The 17,778-nt window shown below is 66.9% G+C and carries 13 protein-coding genes; 8 read left to right on the top strand and 5 right to left on the bottom strand.

The window, feature by feature from the left end:
- The first annotated feature begins 288 nt into the window (after positions 1–288).
- Positions 289–627, top strand: coding sequence for a helix-turn-helix transcriptional regulator (locus U5S82_02140; GenBank protein ID MDZ7750467.1), 339 nt, complete (start codon positions 289–291; stop codon positions 625–627).
- A gap of 279 nt (positions 628–906) precedes the next feature.
- On the opposite strand, the gene U5S82_02135 is transcribed toward U5S82_02140, so the two are convergent.
- On the bottom strand, positions 907–1,557 hold the full coding sequence (locus U5S82_02135) for a HEAT repeat domain-containing protein (protein ID MDZ7750466.1): 651 nt from the start codon (positions 1,555–1,557) through the stop codon (positions 907–909).
- Positions 1,558–1,777: 220 nt separating this feature from the next.
- Here U5S82_02135 and U5S82_02130 point away from each other — a divergent pair, with 220 nt between their 5' ends.
- The 6 genes from U5S82_02130 (at position 1,778) to U5S82_02105 (ending at position 11,238) form a co-directional block, all read left to right on the top strand.
- Positions 1,778–4,945 (top strand): error-prone DNA polymerase, encoded by a 3,168-nt coding sequence (locus tag U5S82_02130; GenBank protein ID MDZ7750465.1) that lies wholly within the window; start codon positions 1,778–1,780, stop codon positions 4,943–4,945.
- Positions 4,946–5,108: 163 nt separating this feature from the next.
- Positions 5,109–5,507: a transposase gene (locus U5S82_02125; protein MDZ7750464.1), complete on the top strand. Its 399-nt coding sequence runs from the start codon at positions 5,109–5,111 to the stop codon at positions 5,505–5,507.
- On the top strand, positions 5,504–6,199 hold the full coding sequence (locus U5S82_02120; GenBank protein ID MDZ7750463.1) for a hypothetical protein: 696 nt from the start codon (positions 5,504–5,506) through the stop codon (positions 6,197–6,199). The genes U5S82_02125 and U5S82_02120 overlap by 4 nt, the downstream gene beginning before the upstream one ends.
- A gap of 3 nt (positions 6,200–6,202) precedes the next feature.
- Complete coding sequence (locus U5S82_02115) at positions 6,203–8,638, top strand: hypothetical protein (protein MDZ7750462.1); 2,436 nt, start codon at positions 6,203–6,205, stop codon at positions 8,636–8,638.
- A gap of 635 nt (positions 8,639–9,273) precedes the next feature.
- Complete coding sequence (locus U5S82_02110; protein MDZ7750461.1) at positions 9,274–10,119, top strand: ATPase; 846 nt, start codon at positions 9,274–9,276, stop codon at positions 10,117–10,119.
- Between the two features lie 39 nt (positions 10,120–10,158).
- Entirely contained in the window at positions 10,159–11,238 is a 1,080-nt protein-coding gene (locus U5S82_02105) for a homoserine O-succinyltransferase (protein MDZ7750460.1), read from the top strand.
- Between the two features lie 45 nt (positions 11,239–11,283).
- Here the strand turns inward: U5S82_02105 and U5S82_02100 are convergent, their stop codons facing one another.
- From U5S82_02100 to U5S82_02085, 4 genes are all read right to left on the bottom strand, one after another.
- Positions 11,284–12,975 carry an NAD(P)-binding protein gene (locus tag U5S82_02100; protein MDZ7750459.1) on the bottom strand — a complete coding sequence of 564 codons (1,692 nt, stop codon included), beginning with the start codon at positions 12,973–12,975 and terminating at the stop codon, positions 11,284–11,286.
- Positions 12,976–13,224: 249 nt separating this feature from the next.
- Positions 13,225–14,220: a thiamine pyrophosphate-dependent enzyme gene (locus U5S82_02095; protein ID MDZ7750458.1), complete on the bottom strand. Its 996-nt coding sequence runs from the start codon at positions 14,218–14,220 to the stop codon at positions 13,225–13,227.
- A gap of 9 nt (positions 14,221–14,229) precedes the next feature.
- On the bottom strand, positions 14,230–15,396 hold the full coding sequence (gene porA / locus U5S82_02090) for a pyruvate ferredoxin oxidoreductase (GenBank protein MDZ7750457.1): 1,167 nt from the start codon (positions 15,394–15,396) through the stop codon (positions 14,230–14,232).
- Positions 15,380–15,952, bottom strand: coding sequence for a 2-oxoacid:acceptor oxidoreductase family protein (locus U5S82_02085; GenBank protein ID MDZ7750456.1), 573 nt, complete (start codon positions 15,950–15,952; stop codon positions 15,380–15,382). The genes porA and U5S82_02085 overlap by 17 nt, the downstream gene beginning before the upstream one ends.
- A 412-nt stretch (positions 15,953–16,364) precedes the next feature.
- Between U5S82_02085 and U5S82_02080 the strand changes: the two genes are divergently transcribed.
- Complete coding sequence (locus tag U5S82_02080; GenBank protein ID MDZ7750455.1) at positions 16,365–17,768, top strand: tetratricopeptide repeat protein; 1,404 nt, start codon at positions 16,365–16,367, stop codon at positions 17,766–17,768.
- The last annotated feature ends 10 nt before the right edge of the window (positions 17,769–17,778 follow it).

Here is a 17,778-nt window from a genome sequence, read left to right as displayed (position 1 = left end):
AAAACAAAACGCGAGCTTGCTGCGAGGGCGTCTGGTGGGACAGACTGAAGGCCATTCACCATTCACCATTCACCATTCACCATTCACCATTCACCATTCACCATTCACCATTCACCATCTGTGTCCCCCGTCACGCCGCAGGGTAAAGGAGGGTGGGACGATGCCGATACCTACCCTCAAGAGCAGGCAGCCGGAGGCCGCTTCCCGCCTGGGGGGCACATGCCAGGCCTCCTGACATCATCGCAGGCAGGACAGGGTGTTCACAGCATGACGACTTCGATACGAGACATGGATCCGCCCTCTCTGGGGGGACGGTTGCGGGAGGCCCGCAAGGCCCGGGGCTGGACCCAGGAAGAACTGGCCTGCCGGGCCGATACCAGCCAGGCCGTGATCCAGAAGATCGAGAATGGCAAGAGCCTGCGTCCCCGTAAGATCGACGTCATCGCCCGGGTGCTGGATGTGGATCCGGCCTGGCTCATGTTCGGTGGACACCGCGCCGCCGCCCTGGAGGGCGAGGCGCGGGAGCTGGCCCTGGCCTGGCAGAGACTGCCCGCGGACCAGCGACTGCTGTTCCGCCGCGAGATCCTCAAGGCCGCCAATGGCGCCAGCCATTCCTCCGGTTACTAGACCGGTGAGTCCGCCGCGCCTGAGCCGACGGCGCCCATCAGGATTAACCACGAAATACGCGAAAGACACGAACAGCCGTTAGGTCTGCCTTCCTTGACCTCCCTACGGCCACCTTATCAGCCCGGCCGTCATGCTGGTCCCGACCCGGACCCCCCTCATCACGCCATACCGGCTTCTTTTACTACGTCATGCCGGGCTTGACCCGGTATCCAGGGCCGTCGGGACGAGCCCGACCCGTAATCCCCGATCATTCACTCTCCTGACTCCCCGGCGGGTCCATTACGTCCCTTCTATGGCCTCCATGGCCTCTGCGGCTGCCTCCCTGACCTCGTCATCGTCATCCGCCAGGCAGGCCTCCAGATAGGGGCGGGCGGTGGTGCTGGCCGTCAGGCCGAGGGCATGGCAGGCGTCGGTGCGCACCCGGGCCTCGGCATGTCGGGTCAGCGCGCCGAGGGGCTCCACCAGGGACTCCGGGGCCTGCTCTCCGGCCAGTTCCTCAAGGGTGGCCATGATCCCCAGGCGCGTGTCGATGGAGGTCTTCAGATCCCCCAGCAATAGCACCAGGGCACCCAGATGCCGGGGCTCGCGCTGCAGCTTGTCCGTCACCGTCCCCCGCCGGCCGCTGCCGAGGAGATGGCGCAGATAGTCCGCCATCCCCGCCGCGCCGGCGACTGCCTGCCCGGCCCAGTGGCGCAGCTCCGCCTCGTCATGGAGCCCCTCCAGCTCGAAGGGTCCCAACCGCGTCCAGGGGGCGGCGCGCACCCCGAGTTCCCGCGCCCGTTCCGGGTGGGCGGCCACGTTCACCACCTCCAGGGTCCCCAGCAGGCCGTCTTCCATGAGATGGGCGAGGCCTGCGAGCACCACGGGGCAGTGGTGGCAACCGGGGGCGATGAACAACAGGGCGTCGGGCGGCGGCGGGGGCTGGCTCATGGCGGTCTCGTCGTACGGGTGAAGGGGTGCGGCCGAATCTTACACGGGCTCACCATGGCGGGGCAGGCTGAAGCGGTGGCTGTCGTGGCCGGCAGGGCCGTGATACTGTATATAAATACAGCTACCGTGCGCCGGGGGATCCGGCGTTTCCCGTGGGCCCATGGATGGACCATCTCTTACCCGTCCGGGGGTGAACCCTATCTCCCCGGGAGTTGCCGCCATGTCCCGCCCGTTGCCCGACTATGCCGAGCTCCATTGCGCCTCCAACTTCAGCTTTCTCAACGGGGCCTCCCACCCGGAGGAGCTGGTGGCGCGGGCTGGGGATCTCGGTTACCAGGGCCTGGCCTTGACCGACGAGGCCTCCGTGGCCGGCGTGGTGCGGGCCCACGGGGCGGCCCGGGGCCACGGTATCCGGCTCATGGTGGGCAGCGCACTGTGCCTGGAGGACGGTCCAAGGTTGGTGCTGCTGGCCCCTGACCGGGCGGCTTACGGGCGCCTGTGCGCCCTCATCAGCCGTGGCCGGCGCGCCGCTGCCAAGGGCAGTTACCGCCTGGTACGCGAGGACCTCGCCGACGGCGTGCCCGGCTGCCTCGCCCTGTTGCCCGGCGGCACCCTGGGGCTGCCGGAGCCGCGGGATGCCCGCTGGCTGCGCGAGGTGTTCGGGGAACGCGCCTGGCTGGCGGTGACCCTGTTGCGGGGGCCCAGGGACGGCGTGCTGCTGGAGGAACTGGAGGGGCTGGGCCGCGCCGCGGCCATGCCCCTGGTGGCCACCGGGGACGTACTCATGCACGGCCGCGGCCGCCGCGCGTTGCAGGATACCCTCACCGCCATCCGTCGTGGCACCACCCTGGCCACGGCGGGCCATGCGCTGCAGCCCAACGGCGAGCGCCACCTGCGCCGGCGCCATGAGCTGGCGTGCATCTATCCCCCGGCGTTGCTGGCCGAGACCCTGGCGGTGGCGGAGCGCTGCACCTTCTCTCTGGATGAGCTGCGTTACGAGTATCCCGACGAGCTGGTGCCGGCGGGGACATCGCCGGCCGCCCATCTGCGCCGCCTCACGGAGGCGGGGATGGCGCGGCGCTGGCCGCAAGGGGTGCCGCCCAGGGTGCGCGCCATGGTGGACCACGAACTGGCCCTCATCGCCGATCTCGGCTACGAACCCTATTTCCTCACCGTCCATGACATCGTCGGCTTCGCCCGCGGGCGCGGCATCCTGTGCCAGGGGCGGGGCTCCGCGGCCAATTCGGCGGTGTGCTACTGCCTCGGCATCACCGCCGTGGATCCGGCGCGCATGGAGATGCTGTTCGAGCGCTTCGTCTCCAAGGAGCGTGACGAGCCGCCGGATATCGACGTGGACTTCGAGCACGAGCGCCGCGAGGAGGTGATCCAGTACATCTACGGCAAATACGGCCGCGAGCGGGCGGCCCTGGCGGCGGCGGTGATCACCTACCGGCCTCGCAGCGCGGTGCGGGACGTCGGCAAGGCCCTCGGCCTGGATGCCGGGGAGGTGGACCGGCTGGCCCGCTCCCACTGCTGGTGGGATGGCCGCGAGATGCAGGGGGAGCGGTTGCAGGAACTGGGCCTCGACCCCGGGAGCCCGGTGATGCGGCGCCTGCTGTACCTGGTGAATACCCTGGTGGGCTTCCCGCGCCACCTGTCCCAGCACGTGGGGGGCTTCGTCATCTCCCGCGGCCCCCTGGCGGAGCTGGTGCCGGTGGAGAACGCCGCCATGGCGGAGCGCACCGTGATCCAGTGGGACAAGGACGACTTGGAGGCCCTCGGGCTCCTCAAGGTGGACGTGCTGGCCCTGGGCATGCTGACCGCCATCCGCCGGGCCTTCGACCTGGTGGCGGGTTACTCGGGGCGGCGCCTCGCCCTCGCCACGGTGCCGGCGGAGGATCCGGCGGTATACGCCATGGTCCAGCGCGCCGACACCGTGGGGGTGTTCCAGATCGAGTCCCGCGCCCAGATGGCCATGCTGCCGCGCCTGCGCCCCCGCACCTTCTACGACCTGGTCATCGAAGTGGCCATCGTGCGTCCCGGTCCCATCCAGGGCGGCATGGTGCATCCCTACCTGCGGCGCCGCCAGGGGAAAGAGCCCGTGACCTATCCCAGCCCCGCCGTGAAGTCGGTCCTGGAGCGCACCCTGGGGGTACCCATCTTCCAGGAGCAGGTGATGAAGCTCGCCGTGGTGGCGGCGGGATTCACCCCCGGCGAGGCCGACCAGCTGCGCCGGGCCATGGCGGCGTGGCGGCGCAAGGGAGGGCTGGAGGCCTTCGAGGCGCGGCTGGTGGCGGGCATGGGCCGTAACGGCTACCCGGAGGCCTTCGCCCGGCAGATCTTCAACCAGATAAAGGGCTTCGGTGAGTATGGCTTTCCCGAATCCCACGCCGCCAGCTTCGCCCTGCTGGTGTATGTGTCGGCCTGGCTCAAGCACCACGAGCCGGCGGCCTTCACCGCGGCCCTCCTGAACAGCCAGCCCATGGGCTTCTATGGGCCCTCGCAACTGGTCCAGGACGCGCGGCGCCATGGGGTGGAGGTGCGGGATGTGGACGTGAGGTACAGCGAGTGGGATTGCTCCCTTGAAAATAAGGTCCTGGATTTTGGTCATTCGTCATTTAAAAAGGGGGCGGGGGCGGCGCCAACCGCAGACAAAGGACAAAGGACCAATGACCAAAACCAGCCGGCCCTGCGGCTGGGCCTGCGTATGGTGAAGGGGCTGTCCCGGGAGAGTGCCGAACGGCTGATGGCGGCGCGCCGTGACGGGGGCTTCGCCGATGTGCGCGAGTTGGCGGCGCGGGCCGGCATCCGGCGCCGGGACCTGGATGCCCTGGCCCGCGCTGGGGCGCTGCGGGGTCTGGACGGCGAACGCCACCGGGCCTACTGGGCGGTGCTGGGCACCGAGCCCACCCTGCCGTTGCTGGGCCAGCCGGCGTTCCGGGAGGCGCCACCGGCCCTGGCACCGGCCACCGAAGGCGAGGACATGGTGGCGGACTACGCCGCCCTGGGGCTCACCCTGGGCCGCCATCCCCTGGCCCTGGTGCGGGAGCGCCTGGCGGCCATGGGGGTGGGTAGTGCCGGCCAGGTGAACGGCCGGCGCCACGGCAGCCGGGTGCGCGCCGCCGGGCTGGTGGTGAACCGCCAGCGGCCTTCCACCGCCTCCGGGGTCACCTTCGTGACCCTGGAGGACGAGAGCGGCCACATCAACCTGGTGGTATGGCAACGCCTGGCCGAGGCCCAGCGCCCGGTGCTGCTGGGGGCCCGCCTGCTGGGCGTGGACGGAGTGGTGGAGCGCGACGGCGAGGTGGTGCATCTGGTGGCCGAGCGCCTCAAGGACCTGTCCCACCTGGTGGCCGATCTGGCCGCGGCATCACGGGATTTCCGTTGACCGGGAAAAGCAGGAAACCACGAAACACACGAAAGATTCGAAAAAGAGCGCTCGCTATCTCTAAGGCTAATAACGTTGTCAGGAACCGTTTTCGGGCTGTACTTGTCCCGCCGTTCGCTCATTCACTACACTTCCATGCACTGTAACCAGGGAGGGCGCAGCCATGGGGCGGGCGCAGCGGATTGCCAGGGGCGGGCTCGCCTATCATGTTCTCAACCGGGCCAACGGACGCCGGCCGATATTCCAGCGGGTAGCCGATTACATCGCCTTCGAGACGGTGATGGCGAAAACCTGCGATCGTATCCCCATGCGCATCCTGGCATGGTGCCTCATGCCCAATCACTGGCACCTCGTGCTGTGGCCTCGTCGCGACGGCGACCTTTCCCAGTTCATGCGCCTGCTCACGCTGACCCACACCCAGCGCTGGCATGCCGCCCATGAGACCACCGGCAACGGTCATCTCTCCCAAACAGGGGCTCTTCAAGTCATTCCCGATCCAGGCCGATGCCCATCTCCTCGAATGAAACGGTTCCTGACACCGTTTTCGGGGTCGGCACCATGATGGGCCTGCTGGTTCTCGGTGCGCTGCTGATCTACGGCCTTATCGCCCTGGCCGCGGCAGGACTGGCGGCGCGGGCGGCGCGGCGCCGGGGTGTTGCGGGCTGGAAGTGGGGCCTGCCGGCGGCCCTGGTGGTGTATTTCCTGGTGTTCCAGGATCACCTACCGTCGGTGGCCCTGCATGCCTGGCAGTGCCGTTTCGGCGATGCGGGGTTCCGGGTGTACAAGACCATCGACCAGTGGCGGGCGGAGAACCCCGGGGTGTGGGAGACCCTGGTGCGGGATGCGTTGCCGGAGGAGTACCTGCAGAAAACCAAGCCCACCGCAGGCAACGGCGAGAAGCGTTTCTACATGTTTCCGGACGGTGCCCAACTCGTGGCGGACTTCTGGGCAGGTGGCAAGCTGATTACCACCCGCCTTACTCGGCCGGATGGAACGAAAGGCTATTGGTTAAACCAGCGTTTCATCGCCCTCAGCGAGGAGACGCGGGGCTGGTTTCATGTGTACCGGTGGGAGGAAGAGATCGTTGACGGCGAAACGGGCGAGGTAATGGCGCGTTATGTGGATTACCGTTCTATCGTGCGGTTGCCGGCCTTTGCCTATCTAAGGGTGGGGCCGGATTCATGTGAAAGTGATGTGCGGAGTCGAATCGCGTTCTCAAAATTTCAGAAGGAATTCGTTGAGCAAGGAGGATAAGGAATGAGAACCAAGAACGTCTTTGAACTGGCGCTGCTTTCTGAAGCAGCGTATGCGGATCTTCGTGGTGCTGATACGCGGTTGCGGGTTCGCGATGCCCTCCAACGCATCGGCAATGCCGCTGGCGAGCCGAATGATCCGGATCTTGGGTTTTCACCCACCCAGGCCGAGGCCTTCACGAGACGCTGGCGCGTCATCGACCACCAGCCCAATACCGGGTCCGGCTATTCGGGCACCCTGTTCGAACGTCTTGATAACCTGGGTAACGGCACGGGCGAGCACGTCCTCGCCCTGCGGGGCACGGAGGGACTTTTTTCCGATGATATGCGCACGAATATCGGCGATATCGTCAGCGACGGTCTGGCCATCGAGCAGATCGTGGATCTCTACAATCACTGGCAGCGGATCAGCCACGCCGGGGTGTACCGGGCCGCTCGTCTGGAGACCCTGGCGGCGGAGACGACGGACTATCAGCTGGCGCGGGTAGGCCAGTTCGTGCCTGCCGTGGGCCTGGCGGCGGAGGCCTACCTGGCCCAGCTGCGGGCGCGGGAAGATGTGGTTATTGACGAGCCTTTTGGAATAGTGCGGAAGCTGGATCTCGAGGACTCCGATGAACTCTTCGGCGACGAGCGCGCCACGGGCCTGGGGCTCGCGATCGGGGCCGGGCCGGCCGTCACCGGCCACAGCTTGGGGGGGCACCTGGCCAGTGCCTTCACGCGGTTGTTTCCCGGGACCGGGGCCGAGGCCCTGACGGTCAATGGCGCGGGCCATGTCGCCGCCATCACCCCAAACCCCGGTGGTATGGCCGCGACCAACATCCGCAACCTCTTCGGCCTGCTGGGTGGCGCTCCTCATTTCGATGATCGTCGCATCGTCAATGTCTTCGGCGAGGCCATGCCCGAGGTGGTCGCCATGGACGAGGAATGGGGTCTGGTGCAGCCCGGTGTGCGCGTGCCCGTGCACATCGAGCAGACCCCGTGGTACGGCAATACCCTGGGTCATGGCGTGTCGCAGGTGACGGACAGCCTGGCGGTGTACGACCTCTTCGTCCAGCTCTCTTCGCCATCGGCCGGGGGCGCCCCCGAAGACACCCTGGAGGGTTTGGAAGGGCTGTTCCGGGCGGGCGCCGTGGCGGCGGACGAGACCCTGGAGCGTCTCGTTTATACCCTCGGGCGCCTGTTCCAGGTGGGCGGGACACTGCCGGCGATCGACCATCGCGAGGCCCTGTTCGAGGGCGTCGTGGCGGTGCGGGATGCGGCCGCCTATCAGCAGGCCGTGTCCGACGGCAACGGCGTGGTGATGGCGCTGTCGGCCTACGACGAACCGGCCCAGCTGGTTGCCAATGCCCGCCACAGCCTGGCCTTTCGCTACGCCCTGGTCAATCTCGCCCCCTTCGTGGTGCTCAACCAGGACGACGTGTATGCCGCCCATAACACCGGCGGCGGGCTGGACCTCTACGATCCGGCCACCGGCAGCGGGGCCCTGAGTGCCCATTACCTCGAAGATCGGGCCCTGTACCTGTCGACGCTGCTGGCTCGCAATACGGAGGGTGGGGCGAACGACACCGGGATCACGTTCCTGGACTTCCCCGAGGCCGGGGGCGGCTCGGATCCCGCGACCCGGCTGGCGGCGGCGACGGCGTTGCCGCGGCGTTTCGTGTTCGGGGGCGAGGGCGGCGATATCCTCATGGGTGGGCGTGCTGAGGATCATCTCTACGGCGGCGGTGGCGGTGACAGCGTCCACGGCGGTAAGGGGGATGATCGGCTGGAGGGGGGGCAGGGTGCGGATCGCCTCTACGGTGGCCCGGGTAATGACGTGCTGGCGGGTGGGGCGGGCGACGATATTCTCCTCGGCGGCCATGATCCGGCGGCGGGCCCGGGCTCCAACGTGCTGCGGGGCGGTCGGGGTCGGGACATCTACTTCGCGCGTCCCGGCGATGTGGTGGCGGACAGCGATGGCGACGGCGACGACACCCTGGTGGCCGGCTGGGGCGACGACCGCCTGGAGGGCGGGCCCGGCGACGACGTCTACCTGTGGGACGAGACCCTGGCCCTCGGCATGCTGGGCTTCCCCACCGGTCACGACCGCATCGCGGACAGCGCCGGCGACGACACCGTGCGCTTTTCCACGATGCGCCGGTACCACCTCGCCTTCGCCCGGGCCGGGGACGACCTCGTCATCCAGGGCCCCGGGGACGACGCTTCCCTCACCGTCGCCGCGTGGTTTCGGGACGACACCCAGCGCATCGAGCGCTTCACCACCGCCGCCGGCGACACCCTGGTGGACACCCAGGTGGCCCTGCTCATCCAGGCCATGAACCAGTTCGTGGCCGACGACCCCGGCATCGACACCTGGCACCAGGCCGTCCGCGAACACCCCCAGGACACCGCCACCCTCCTCGCCGCCCACTGGGAGCCCGCCGCCTCGATGTCGGGATGAATCCCGACCCACATCCGTGCCGAAGGAACGCGCCGTGGGGGGGGGTGTAGGTCGGGCTTCAGCCCGACAGACGGCTGAAAGCAAAAACGCAAACCACGAAACACGCGAAAGACACAAAAGATAAACTTAAACGGTAACTACGAAAGACGCGAAAGGCGCGAAATGTAATGGGTGATCAGGGGCCTGCCGTCACCGTGCAAGCCTGGAGCCATCGCGGCCACATTCCCATGCCGCATGGTATAGGACTGGCCAGGGCAGGGCCGCATCCGGCACCCATTATGTCGTTCCCGATCTTTCGTGATATTTCGTGTGTTTCGTGGTTAACCTTCGCGTCTTTCGCGTATTTCGTAGTTGAAAAAGATTCTGGATTGGATAAAGAGGTGAGAGGGAGGGGGGTCTCGCACCCCGGCCGCCCGGGTTCTTCCAGGCCCTCGCCCTTGCCTGATCTGCCCGCCAGGACCCTTTCGTTCATTTCGCGTGTTTCGTGGTTGAAAGGGGGGTTGAACGGAAACAGTTCCTGACACCGTTTCGGTGTGGGGCGAGCCTCGGAGGGATGGGCCGGGGGCCGCGGGGCTGGAGCTTCGTTGGGGTTTTGGTTATGTTGCGTCACTTTTCGCGCCCCGAGCCCGTCCCAAGTGAAACCGACCGTCGACCAATACCGCTCCTGGCCCCACAAGTCCATCACCCTCATGGGCATGTCGGGGGTGGGCAAGACCCGCCTGTCCTCCATGCTGCGGCGCCATCACTGGTTCCATTATTCCGTCGACTACCGCATCGGCACCCGTTATCTCGACGAGGCCATCCTCGACCAGGTGAAGAAGCAGGCTATGCAGGTCCCCTTCCTGCGGGACCTGCTGCGCTCCGACTCGGTGGAGATCCGCAACAACATCACCGTGGACAACCTGGCCCCCTTGTCCAGTTTCCTCGGCAAGCTAGGGGACCCGGAGAAGGGCGGGCTGCCTCTCACGGAGTTCGTGCGTCGCCAGCGCTTGCACCGGGAGGCCGAGATCGCGGCCCTCGGGGACGTGCCGGAGTTTATGAGCAAGGCGCGGGAGATCTACGGCTACGACCATTTCATCAACGACGTGGGCGGCAGCCTGTGTGAGCTGGAGGACGAGCCGACCTACCGGCTGCTGTCGGAGCACACCCTGTTCCTCTACATCCGTGCCTCGGCCGATGACGAGCAGGCCCTGATGGAACGGGCCAGCCGCGACCCCAAGCCCCTCTATTATCGCGACACCTTCCTGGACGAGCAGCTCGAGGCCTACATGAGCGAGCATAACCTGGAGTATGTGGCCCTTATCGACCCGGATGATTTCACCCGCTGGGTCTTTCCCCGCCTGTTCCGAGCCCGCATCCCGCGCTACGAGGCCATCGCGGCCCAGTTCGGCTATACCGTGTCCAGCGCCGAGGTGGCAGCGGTGCGAGACGAGCATGACTTCAACCGGCTGGTGGAAGCGGCCATCGCGCGGGAGACCTGAATACGTGTCCCCCGCCACCCTTCCTGCGGAGCATCGGCCATGCCCATAGTCGCCCACAATGCCCTGCCCACCTTCGAGCGCCTGCGCCAGGACGGGCACAATGTCCTTACGCCCTATCGGGCCGCCCACCAGGACATCCGGGAATTGCACATCGGCCTGCTGAACATGATGCCGGACGCTGCCCTGGCGGCCACCGAGCGGCAGTTCTTCCGCCTGGTGGGGGAGAGCAACCAGATCGCCCAGTTCTACCTGCACCCCTTCACCCTGCCCGAGCTGCCCCGCAGCGAGAAGGCCCAGCATCACATCGAGGCCTACTACGACACCTTCGAGCAGCTGCGGGAAGACGGGCTGGATGCCCTCATCATCACCGGTGCCAACGTGGCCGGGCGGGAACTCTCGGCGCAGCCCTTCTGGGCGCCCCTCATCGAGGTGATGGACTGGGCCTTCGACAACGTGACCTCGGTGCTGTGCTCCTGTCTCGCCACCCACGCCGTGATGGAGTTCCGCTATGGCCAGCACCGGCGCCCCATGGGACGGAAGATCTGGGGAGTGTACCCCCATCACCTGGTGGATCGCCGCCACCCCCTGGTGAGTGACGTGAACACCCTGTTCAATGTCCCCCATTCACGATTCAACGACGTCAGCCGCGAGCAGTTCGAGGCCGCCGGCTTGCACGTGCTGGCGGAGAGTCCCGAGGCGGGGGTGCATCTGGCGGTGAGCGAGGACGGCTTCCGGGTGGTGTTCTTCCAGGGCCATCCCGAGTATGACTCCATCAGCCTGCTGAAGGAGTACAAGCGGGAGGTGGTGCGCTACGCCCGCGCCGAGCGCGGAGACTATCCGCCCTTTCCGGATACCTACCTCAGCCTGCGGGACCAGGCGGTGCTCGACGAGTTTCGGCACCGGGTGGACACGGCCCTGGACAAGGGCCTGGTGCTGCCGGAGTTCCCCGAGGCGGTGATCACACGTGATCTCCACAATACCTGGCATGACACCGCCGAGGCGGTGGTGAACAACTGGATGGGCAAGGTCTACCAGATCACCAACAACGAGCGCGGCCTGCCGTTCATGCAGAACGTGGACCCGGCGGATCCCCTGGGGTTGGGATTGGGAAAGCGCTGAGATGGGCCGTTGCGGTTTGCGGCGCAGACCGGTCCCAAAGGCTTATTACGCCTCCACCACCATCTCGATGAAGCCGCAGGGGCATTCGTTGGCGCACATGCCGCAGCCCTTGCAGTAGTCGTAGTCGAAGACGTAGTGGGTGCCGTCGGTGGCCACGTCGCGGGTCTTCAGCACCGAGTTGTCGGGGCACAGGGTCCAGCAGTTGTCGCAGGCGAAACAGTTGCCGCAGGAGAAGCAACGCACCGCCTCGGCGGCCGCCTGGCGGGCCGTGATGCCACCCTCGATTTCCTCTGTCTCGCCTCGCTCCTCCACCGGTAATACCTTTTCCTCGGGCGCCGGGGCGTGCTCGAAATAGTTGAGGTTCAGCTGCTCGATGCCGATGGGCTGTGATTTGACCTCGGGTACGAGCTCAACGCCGTTCAGATCCGCGTGCATGGCCGCGGCGGCACGGCGCCCGTCGCCTACCGCCTCGGCGACGGTGCCACGGTCGCCGCGAGCGTCACCGCCGGTGTAGAGCTTTGGATGCTGGAACACCCGGCCGAGGTCGTCGGCCTGCAGGTAGTCGCGGCCCTTGGGCAGGATGGTTCCCAGGCCGTGGCGTTCCACCACCTGGCCTACCGCCGGGATCACCTGGTCCACATGGAGCACCGTCTCCGTGCCCTCGAAGGCGATGCGTTTCAGGCGTCCGTTCTCCTGGATCATCTTTTTCATGTGGACGATCTCCACGCCGATGACCTTCTGGCCCCGCAGGATGAGGCGGTGGACGCCGCGATGCTCGTGGACCACCACCCCCTCCTCGATGGCCTGGCGCACCTCCCGTTCGATGGCCGGCATGGTATCGGCGGCGGGAACGCCCGGCCCCGGGATGGCCTTGTGGGTGATGACGTGGACCTCCTTGGTGCCGGTGCGGCGCATCACTCGGGCCATGTCCATCGCGGTGTTGCCACCCCCGAGGATGGCCACGCTGCGGGCCTCGGGGGCCGCGCCCACGGCGATCCATTCCTGCAGTTGGGTGATGCCGGGATGAAGGTCGCTGGGGGTGACGCCGTCGATGCTCCAGGCCCGCCCTTCCTGGCAGCCGGGGGCCACGAAGACCCGTGCGTATTCCGCCTGCAACTCGGCCAGGGAGACGTCGCGGCCGAGGATGTGATGGGCACGGAACTCCATGCCCGAGGCCAGGATGCGTTCCATCTCCTTGTCGAGGATGTCCCGGGGCAGGCGGTACTGGGGAATGGCGGTGCGCAGGGTGCCGCCGGCCAGGGGTAGCTTGTCGAACACGGTCACCGGATGGCCGAGGCGCAGCAGGTGATAGGCGGCCGCCAGGCCGGCGGGGCCGGCCCCAACCACCGCCACCGCGTCGCCGTCGCGGCGGGCCGGGATGCCGGGATAGTCCCAGCCCTGGCGCAGGGCCTCGTCGCCGAGGAAGCGCTCGACGTTGTGGATGGAGATGGACTCGTCGTAGTCGCGGCGGTTGCATGCCGACTCGCAGGGGTGGTGGCACACCCGCCCGGTGACGGCGGGCAGGGGGTTGGCCGCCACCAGGGTCTCCCAGGCCGCCCGCGGCCCCGCTTCCTCGAGGCTGGCCAGATAGGCCTGGGCATCCTCGCCGGCCGGACAGGCCACATGGCAGGGGGCGTTGCGATGGTGATGCACCGGCCGCTCGACCCGCCAGGTGCCGGTCTTGAAGTCCAGGGAGGTCTCGGGGCGGGCGTAGGCGCCGCGGGTTAGGATGGTCATGGGTGGTGGTCTCGTCCTGGTGCGTTGCCAATGTTCAATGTATGGGGGCCATGCCGGCGCATGGAGTTGAGTGAATGGTGGGTAGGAAAAAGTGAATGGTGAATGGTGATGAAGAGCAAGTGAATAGTGAATAGTGAATGGTGAATAGTAAAAGCAACAGTAGAGAACGCCGGGGCGGGACCGGTTTTTTCCATTCACTATTCACCATTCACTATTCTCTTTTTCCTACTCACTTCCCCTTCCTCTTCCTCACGCCCACCGCGTCCCCCGGCGCTTGACGGTATCGGCGGCCTCGGTATCCATGGCATCGGGGCCGTCGCCGCGGAGGTCGTAGGTCTCCATGTTGTAATCCGCCAGGGCCTGCAGGTGCTCAAGTTCCTCCTTGGCTCGCAGGTCGTCGGCGAACAGATGGCGGAAGCGGTTCTGCACCTTCAGGTAGTCGATCACCGGCCGGGGGTCGCGGATGGGCATGGTATTGGCGAGTTGGCCGCGTTCCAGTTCGATGATGGGAAAGAGCCCTGTCTGCACCGCCAGCCGCGCCACCTCGATGGTGAGGTTACCCTCGTGGCCCCAGCCCAGGGGGCAGGGGGAGTGGATGAGCAGGAAGGTGGGGCCTTCGATGGCCATGGCACGGCGCACCTTCTTGCGCACGTCGGAGGGGTAGGCCACCGAGGCGGTGGCGGCGTAGGGAATATGGTGGGCGGCGATGATGGTGATGATGTCCTTCTTGAGGTGCCGCTTGCCCATGCGCACCTTGCCCGCCGGCGAGGTGGTGGTGGCGGCCGCGTGGGGGGTGGAGCTGGAGCGCTGAATGCCGGTGTTCATGTAGGCCTCGTTGTCGAAGCACACGTAGAGCATGTTGTGGCCGCGCTCCAGGGCCCCGGACAGGGCCTGGAAGCCGATGTCGAAGGTACTGCCGTCGCCGCCCATGGCGATGACCTTGGTCTTGCGCCCCTGGGCCTTGTAGGCGGCCTCCACGCCGGCGGCGATGGCGGCGGAGTTCTCGAACAGGGAGTGCATCCACGGCACCCGCCAGGCCGACTCGGGCCATGGCGTGGTGAACACCTCCAGACAGCCGGTGGCGTTGGTGAGGGTCACGTCGGGGCCGGCGGCCTCGGTCATGAGGCGGGCGGCCAGGGCCTGGCCGCAGCCCAGGCAGGCGCGGTGGCCGGCCTCGATGCCGCGAAAGCGCGGCTGCTTCTTGCGCAGGGCCGCGATGTCGATGTCAACGATGGTTTCGGACATGGGTGTTCCTCATTGGTCTTCGGGGGCGAGGCGCGACACATCGACGTCGAAGACGCTGAATCCACCCACCTCGCCGTCGGCCTCCAGCAGGCGTGGGTACAGGTCCAGGGGCACGTCGCGCCCGCCGAGGCCCACGGCGTAGTTCTCTACTCGGGGCGGCTGATCCATGGTGGACAGGGCCGCCCGCACCTCGTTACCGACGATGCCGCCGGAGCCCGGCGACAAGGCACGCTCCACCACCACCAGGCGCTCGAGGCCGGCACAGGCGGCGCGGATGGCGGCGGCGGGGAAGGGGCGGAAGCAACGTAGCTTGATGAGCCGGGCAGGCTCCGCCGACGGGTACTCGGCCATGGCCTCCATGAGGGTGCCGTGGATGGAGCCGATGGTGAGGACTCCCACGGTGGCATCCGCCGGGCCGGAACTCTCCAGCAGGGCGCCCCCCGAGCGCCCGCTCAGGGCCTGCCAGTCCCTGTCGGCGGCCTCGATCTCGGCGATGGCCCTGACCATGGCGGTGTGGTGGGCGTGGCGTACCTCGCTGAAGTGCTCGGGGGTCACCAGGGTGCCGATGCTGATGGGATGGGCCGGGTCCAGGCTGCGGGAGAAGGTGTAGGGGGGCAGGAAGGCGTCCACCTCGTCCTGGGAGGGCAGCTCCAGGGGCTCCAGGGTATGGGTGAGGGTGAAGCCGTCCACGCACACCATAACCGGCAGCTCCGTGCGTTCGGCGATGCGATAGGCCTGGATGGTGGTGTCGATGGCCTCCTGGTTGTCAGCGCAGTAGAGCTGGATCCAGCCCGAGTCCCGCACCGCCATGGAGTCCTGCTGGTCGTTCCAGATGTTCAGGGGCCCGCCCACGGAGCGGTTGGCGCAGGTCATGACCATGGGTACCCGCAGGCCGGCGATATTGAACAGGACCTCGCTCATGAGCATGATGCCCTGGGAGGCGCTGGCGGTGTAGGCTCGGGAGCCCGCCGCCGCGGCTCCCAGGACCACGGAGGCGGCCGAGAACTCGCTCTCCACGCTGACGAACTCGCAATCGAAGGTGCCGTCCGCCACCAAGCGGGAGATGTTCTCCACGATATGGGTCTGAGGAGTGATGGGGTAGGCCGCCACCACCTGGGGCCGGCACAGGGCCACCGTCCGCGCCAGGGCCTGGGAACCTTCAAGCGCCAGCGGCATGGGCCACCTCCTGCCATCTGCCTGCGTCCACCTGGGAGGCCGCGTTCTCCACCAGGGCGGTGTTGCGTTCCAGCACCTTGCCCGTGAAGCGCTCGCCGAGGGCGTTGGTAAGGGCCGCTACCGGCAGCATTCCGGTGAGGCTGAGGAAGGCCGCCAGCAGGGCGGTGTTGGGCACCGGCCGGCCGAGGTATTCGTTGGCGAGCGCGGTGGCCGGCAGGGTAACCACGTCGGCGTCACCCAAGTCTTCGTCGTCAGGCCGGTCGTTGGCATTCACCAGGATACCGCCGCCCGCCTTCAACCCATTCAGGACCCCCGGCACATGCAGCAGGGCGCGGTCCTGGACGATGAGGAAGGCGGGTTGCAGGACCTGGCAGCGGCGATGGATGGGGGCGGTGCCGATGCGTGTGAAGGCCACCACCGGCGCGCCGCGGCGCTCGGCGCCGAAGGCGGGGAAGGCCTGGGCGTAGCGGCCTTCGCCGATGGCAGCGGTGGCGAGAAGATAGGCGGCTACCACGTTCCCCTGGCCGCCGCGGCCGTGTATCCGGATCTCAAGCATATGGGTCGAATCCCTGTTGCGAGGGCAGGCGCTGCCGGGAGGGCAGCGCTGTGCCCGTCATCCTTCATCTGCGGGAAAAGGCGCGTTTCGGGCGGCCCCGGGCCGGCGGAGTAGGGTCCTCGGAAGGCCCCGCCGGCGATTCCCTGAGCCGTGTCGCTTCGTCCACTTTCCGTTTCCGGGGCCCATGTTAACCGAGTAGCGCCCTATCTGCGCAAGCCCGCTAACGCCGCATGCGCCAGGGGTACGGCCTTCGGCCCTCGGCTGCAGGCGTGGCCCCTCTGTTGCGTACAGGCAACAGTGTTGTAAGAAGGTTGAATTGTTGTTTTGTTAGGTATAGTATTTCAGGCAAGATTCCAAGACCATATCAGACTCACACCCGCATCGCTTGGGGATTCTTCCGGGGGGAAATGAAATGGTGCATAAATTCGATCTAATGAGGGCCTCCATTCTGGTGGCCCTGCTTGCCGGCGGGCAGGGCGCCGCCGGGGCGGGCGAACTCGACGACGCCCGCCGCATGCTGGGCGCAGGTCAGGCCCAGGCGGCGTTGGACAGGCTCCTGGTCATGGAGGGCGAGCGCGCCGGTGACCCGGATTACGATTACCTGCTGGGCATCGCCGCCCTGGATGCCGGCAGGCCGGGGACCGCGGTGTTCGCCCTGGAGCGGGTGGTGGCGATGCAACCGGACAACGCCCAGGCCCGGGCCGAGCTGGCGCGGGCCTATTTCATGCTCCATGACAACGAGTTGGCCAAGCAGGAACTGGAGAACGTCAAGGCCATGGCGCCACCGGAGCCGGTCCAGGCCACCATCAACAAGTACCTGGATGCCCTGGATCAGCGCTTCGAGGCCCTGCGTACCCATGTGTCGGTGTACGCTCAGGCCGGTATCGGCTTCGATACCAATATCAACGCGGCCACCGGTGACGACGACTTCGTCATTCCCCTAAACCGGCTTTCTGCCCGGGACCGAATCGATACCGAAGAGAATGCCGTTTTCCTGACGGGACAGCTGGGGGCCGGCATCACCCATAGCGTTACCCCCGACCTCTACTTCTTCGTGCGCGGGCGTCTGAGCGGCCGCGAGAATACCGGGGGCGAAAAGCTTATCAGTGCCGGGGGCGAGGACTTCGACGACCATCGCTACGGTGCCGACATCGGCCTGCGGTACTTCAAGGGGGCCAACACCTTCACCGCCACCCTGTCGGGCGAGCGGATGAACCTCAACGACGTCTCCTATCGCTCCAGCGGCGGCCTGAGTCTCCAGTGGCAGCACGCCCTGGACGCCCGCAACCAGCTCACGGGTTTCGTGCGCACGACCAACCTGCGCTATCAGGAGTCCACTATTTATCCCGGCAATCCCCTCAACGACGCGGACCAGTGGCTGGTGGGCGCCGCCTGGGGCCATGAATTCGGCGGCCAGGGCTCGCCGGTGCTGTTTGCCAGCGTCTATTACGCCGAGGACGACGAGCGCCGCAAGGTGTCCACCACGGTCAATGGTGTGCCGGTCAATACCTCGGGCCTGGTGGCCCGCGACTTCTGGGGACTTCGCGTGGGTGGACAGTACACCCTCGATGAGCGCTGGGACCTCGTGGGTTCCGCCACCGCCCAGTTTAGCGACTACGACGGCCCCCACCCGTCGTTCTCCGATCGTGAACGGGAGGATGACTTCTATCATCTCTCCGTGGGGGGCAACTATAAGGCCTCGCGCCAGTGGCTCGTGCGTCCGCGCCTGACCTACACCAACAACGACTCCAACGTGAACTTCAGCGACTACGACCGCTGGCAGGCCCACGTCACCGCCCGCTACACCTTCAAATGAGAGTTCGTGA

This window comes from Gammaproteobacteria bacterium (assembly GCA_034522055.1).
In the GTDB taxonomy this organism is placed as follows: Bacteria; Pseudomonadota; Gammaproteobacteria; order JAABTG01; family JAABTG01; genus JAABTG01.
Note: the sequence above shows the minus strand (reverse complement) of the source record. Positions and strands in the feature narration are given on the sequence as shown.

Coding starts and splice junctions, on each gene's coding strand:
- U5S82_02140 (MDZ7750467.1), top strand. CDS start 289: ATGGATCCGCCCTCTCTGGGGGGACGGTTGCGGGAGGCCCGCAAGGCC.
- U5S82_02135 (MDZ7750466.1), bottom strand. CDS start 1,557: ATGAGCCAGCCCCCGCCGCCGCCCGACGCCCTGTTGTTCATCGCCCCC.
- U5S82_02130 (MDZ7750465.1), top strand. CDS start 1,778: ATGTCCCGCCCGTTGCCCGACTATGCCGAGCTCCATTGCGCCTCCAAC.
- U5S82_02125 (MDZ7750464.1), top strand. CDS start 5,109: ATGGGGCGGGCGCAGCGGATTGCCAGGGGCGGGCTCGCCTATCATGTT.
- U5S82_02120 (MDZ7750463.1), top strand. CDS start 5,504: ATGATGGGCCTGCTGGTTCTCGGTGCGCTGCTGATCTACGGCCTTATC.
- U5S82_02115 (MDZ7750462.1), top strand. CDS start 6,203: ATGAGAACCAAGAACGTCTTTGAACTGGCGCTGCTTTCTGAAGCAGCG.
- U5S82_02105 (MDZ7750460.1), top strand. CDS start 10,159: ATGCCCATAGTCGCCCACAATGCCCTGCCCACCTTCGAGCGCCTGCGC.
- U5S82_02100 (MDZ7750459.1), bottom strand. CDS start 12,975: ATGACCATCCTAACCCGCGGCGCCTACGCCCGCCCCGAGACCTCCCTG.
- U5S82_02095 (MDZ7750458.1), bottom strand. CDS start 14,220: ATGTCCGAAACCATCGTTGACATCGACATCGCGGCCCTGCGCAAGAAG.
- porA (MDZ7750457.1), bottom strand. CDS start 15,396: ATGCCGCTGGCGCTTGAAGGTTCCCAGGCCCTGGCGCGGACGGTGGCC.
- U5S82_02085 (MDZ7750456.1), bottom strand. CDS start 15,952: ATGCTTGAGATCCGGATACACGGCCGCGGCGGCCAGGGGAACGTGGTA.
- U5S82_02080 (MDZ7750455.1), top strand. CDS start 16,365: ATGGTGCATAAATTCGATCTAATGAGGGCCTCCATTCTGGTGGCCCTG.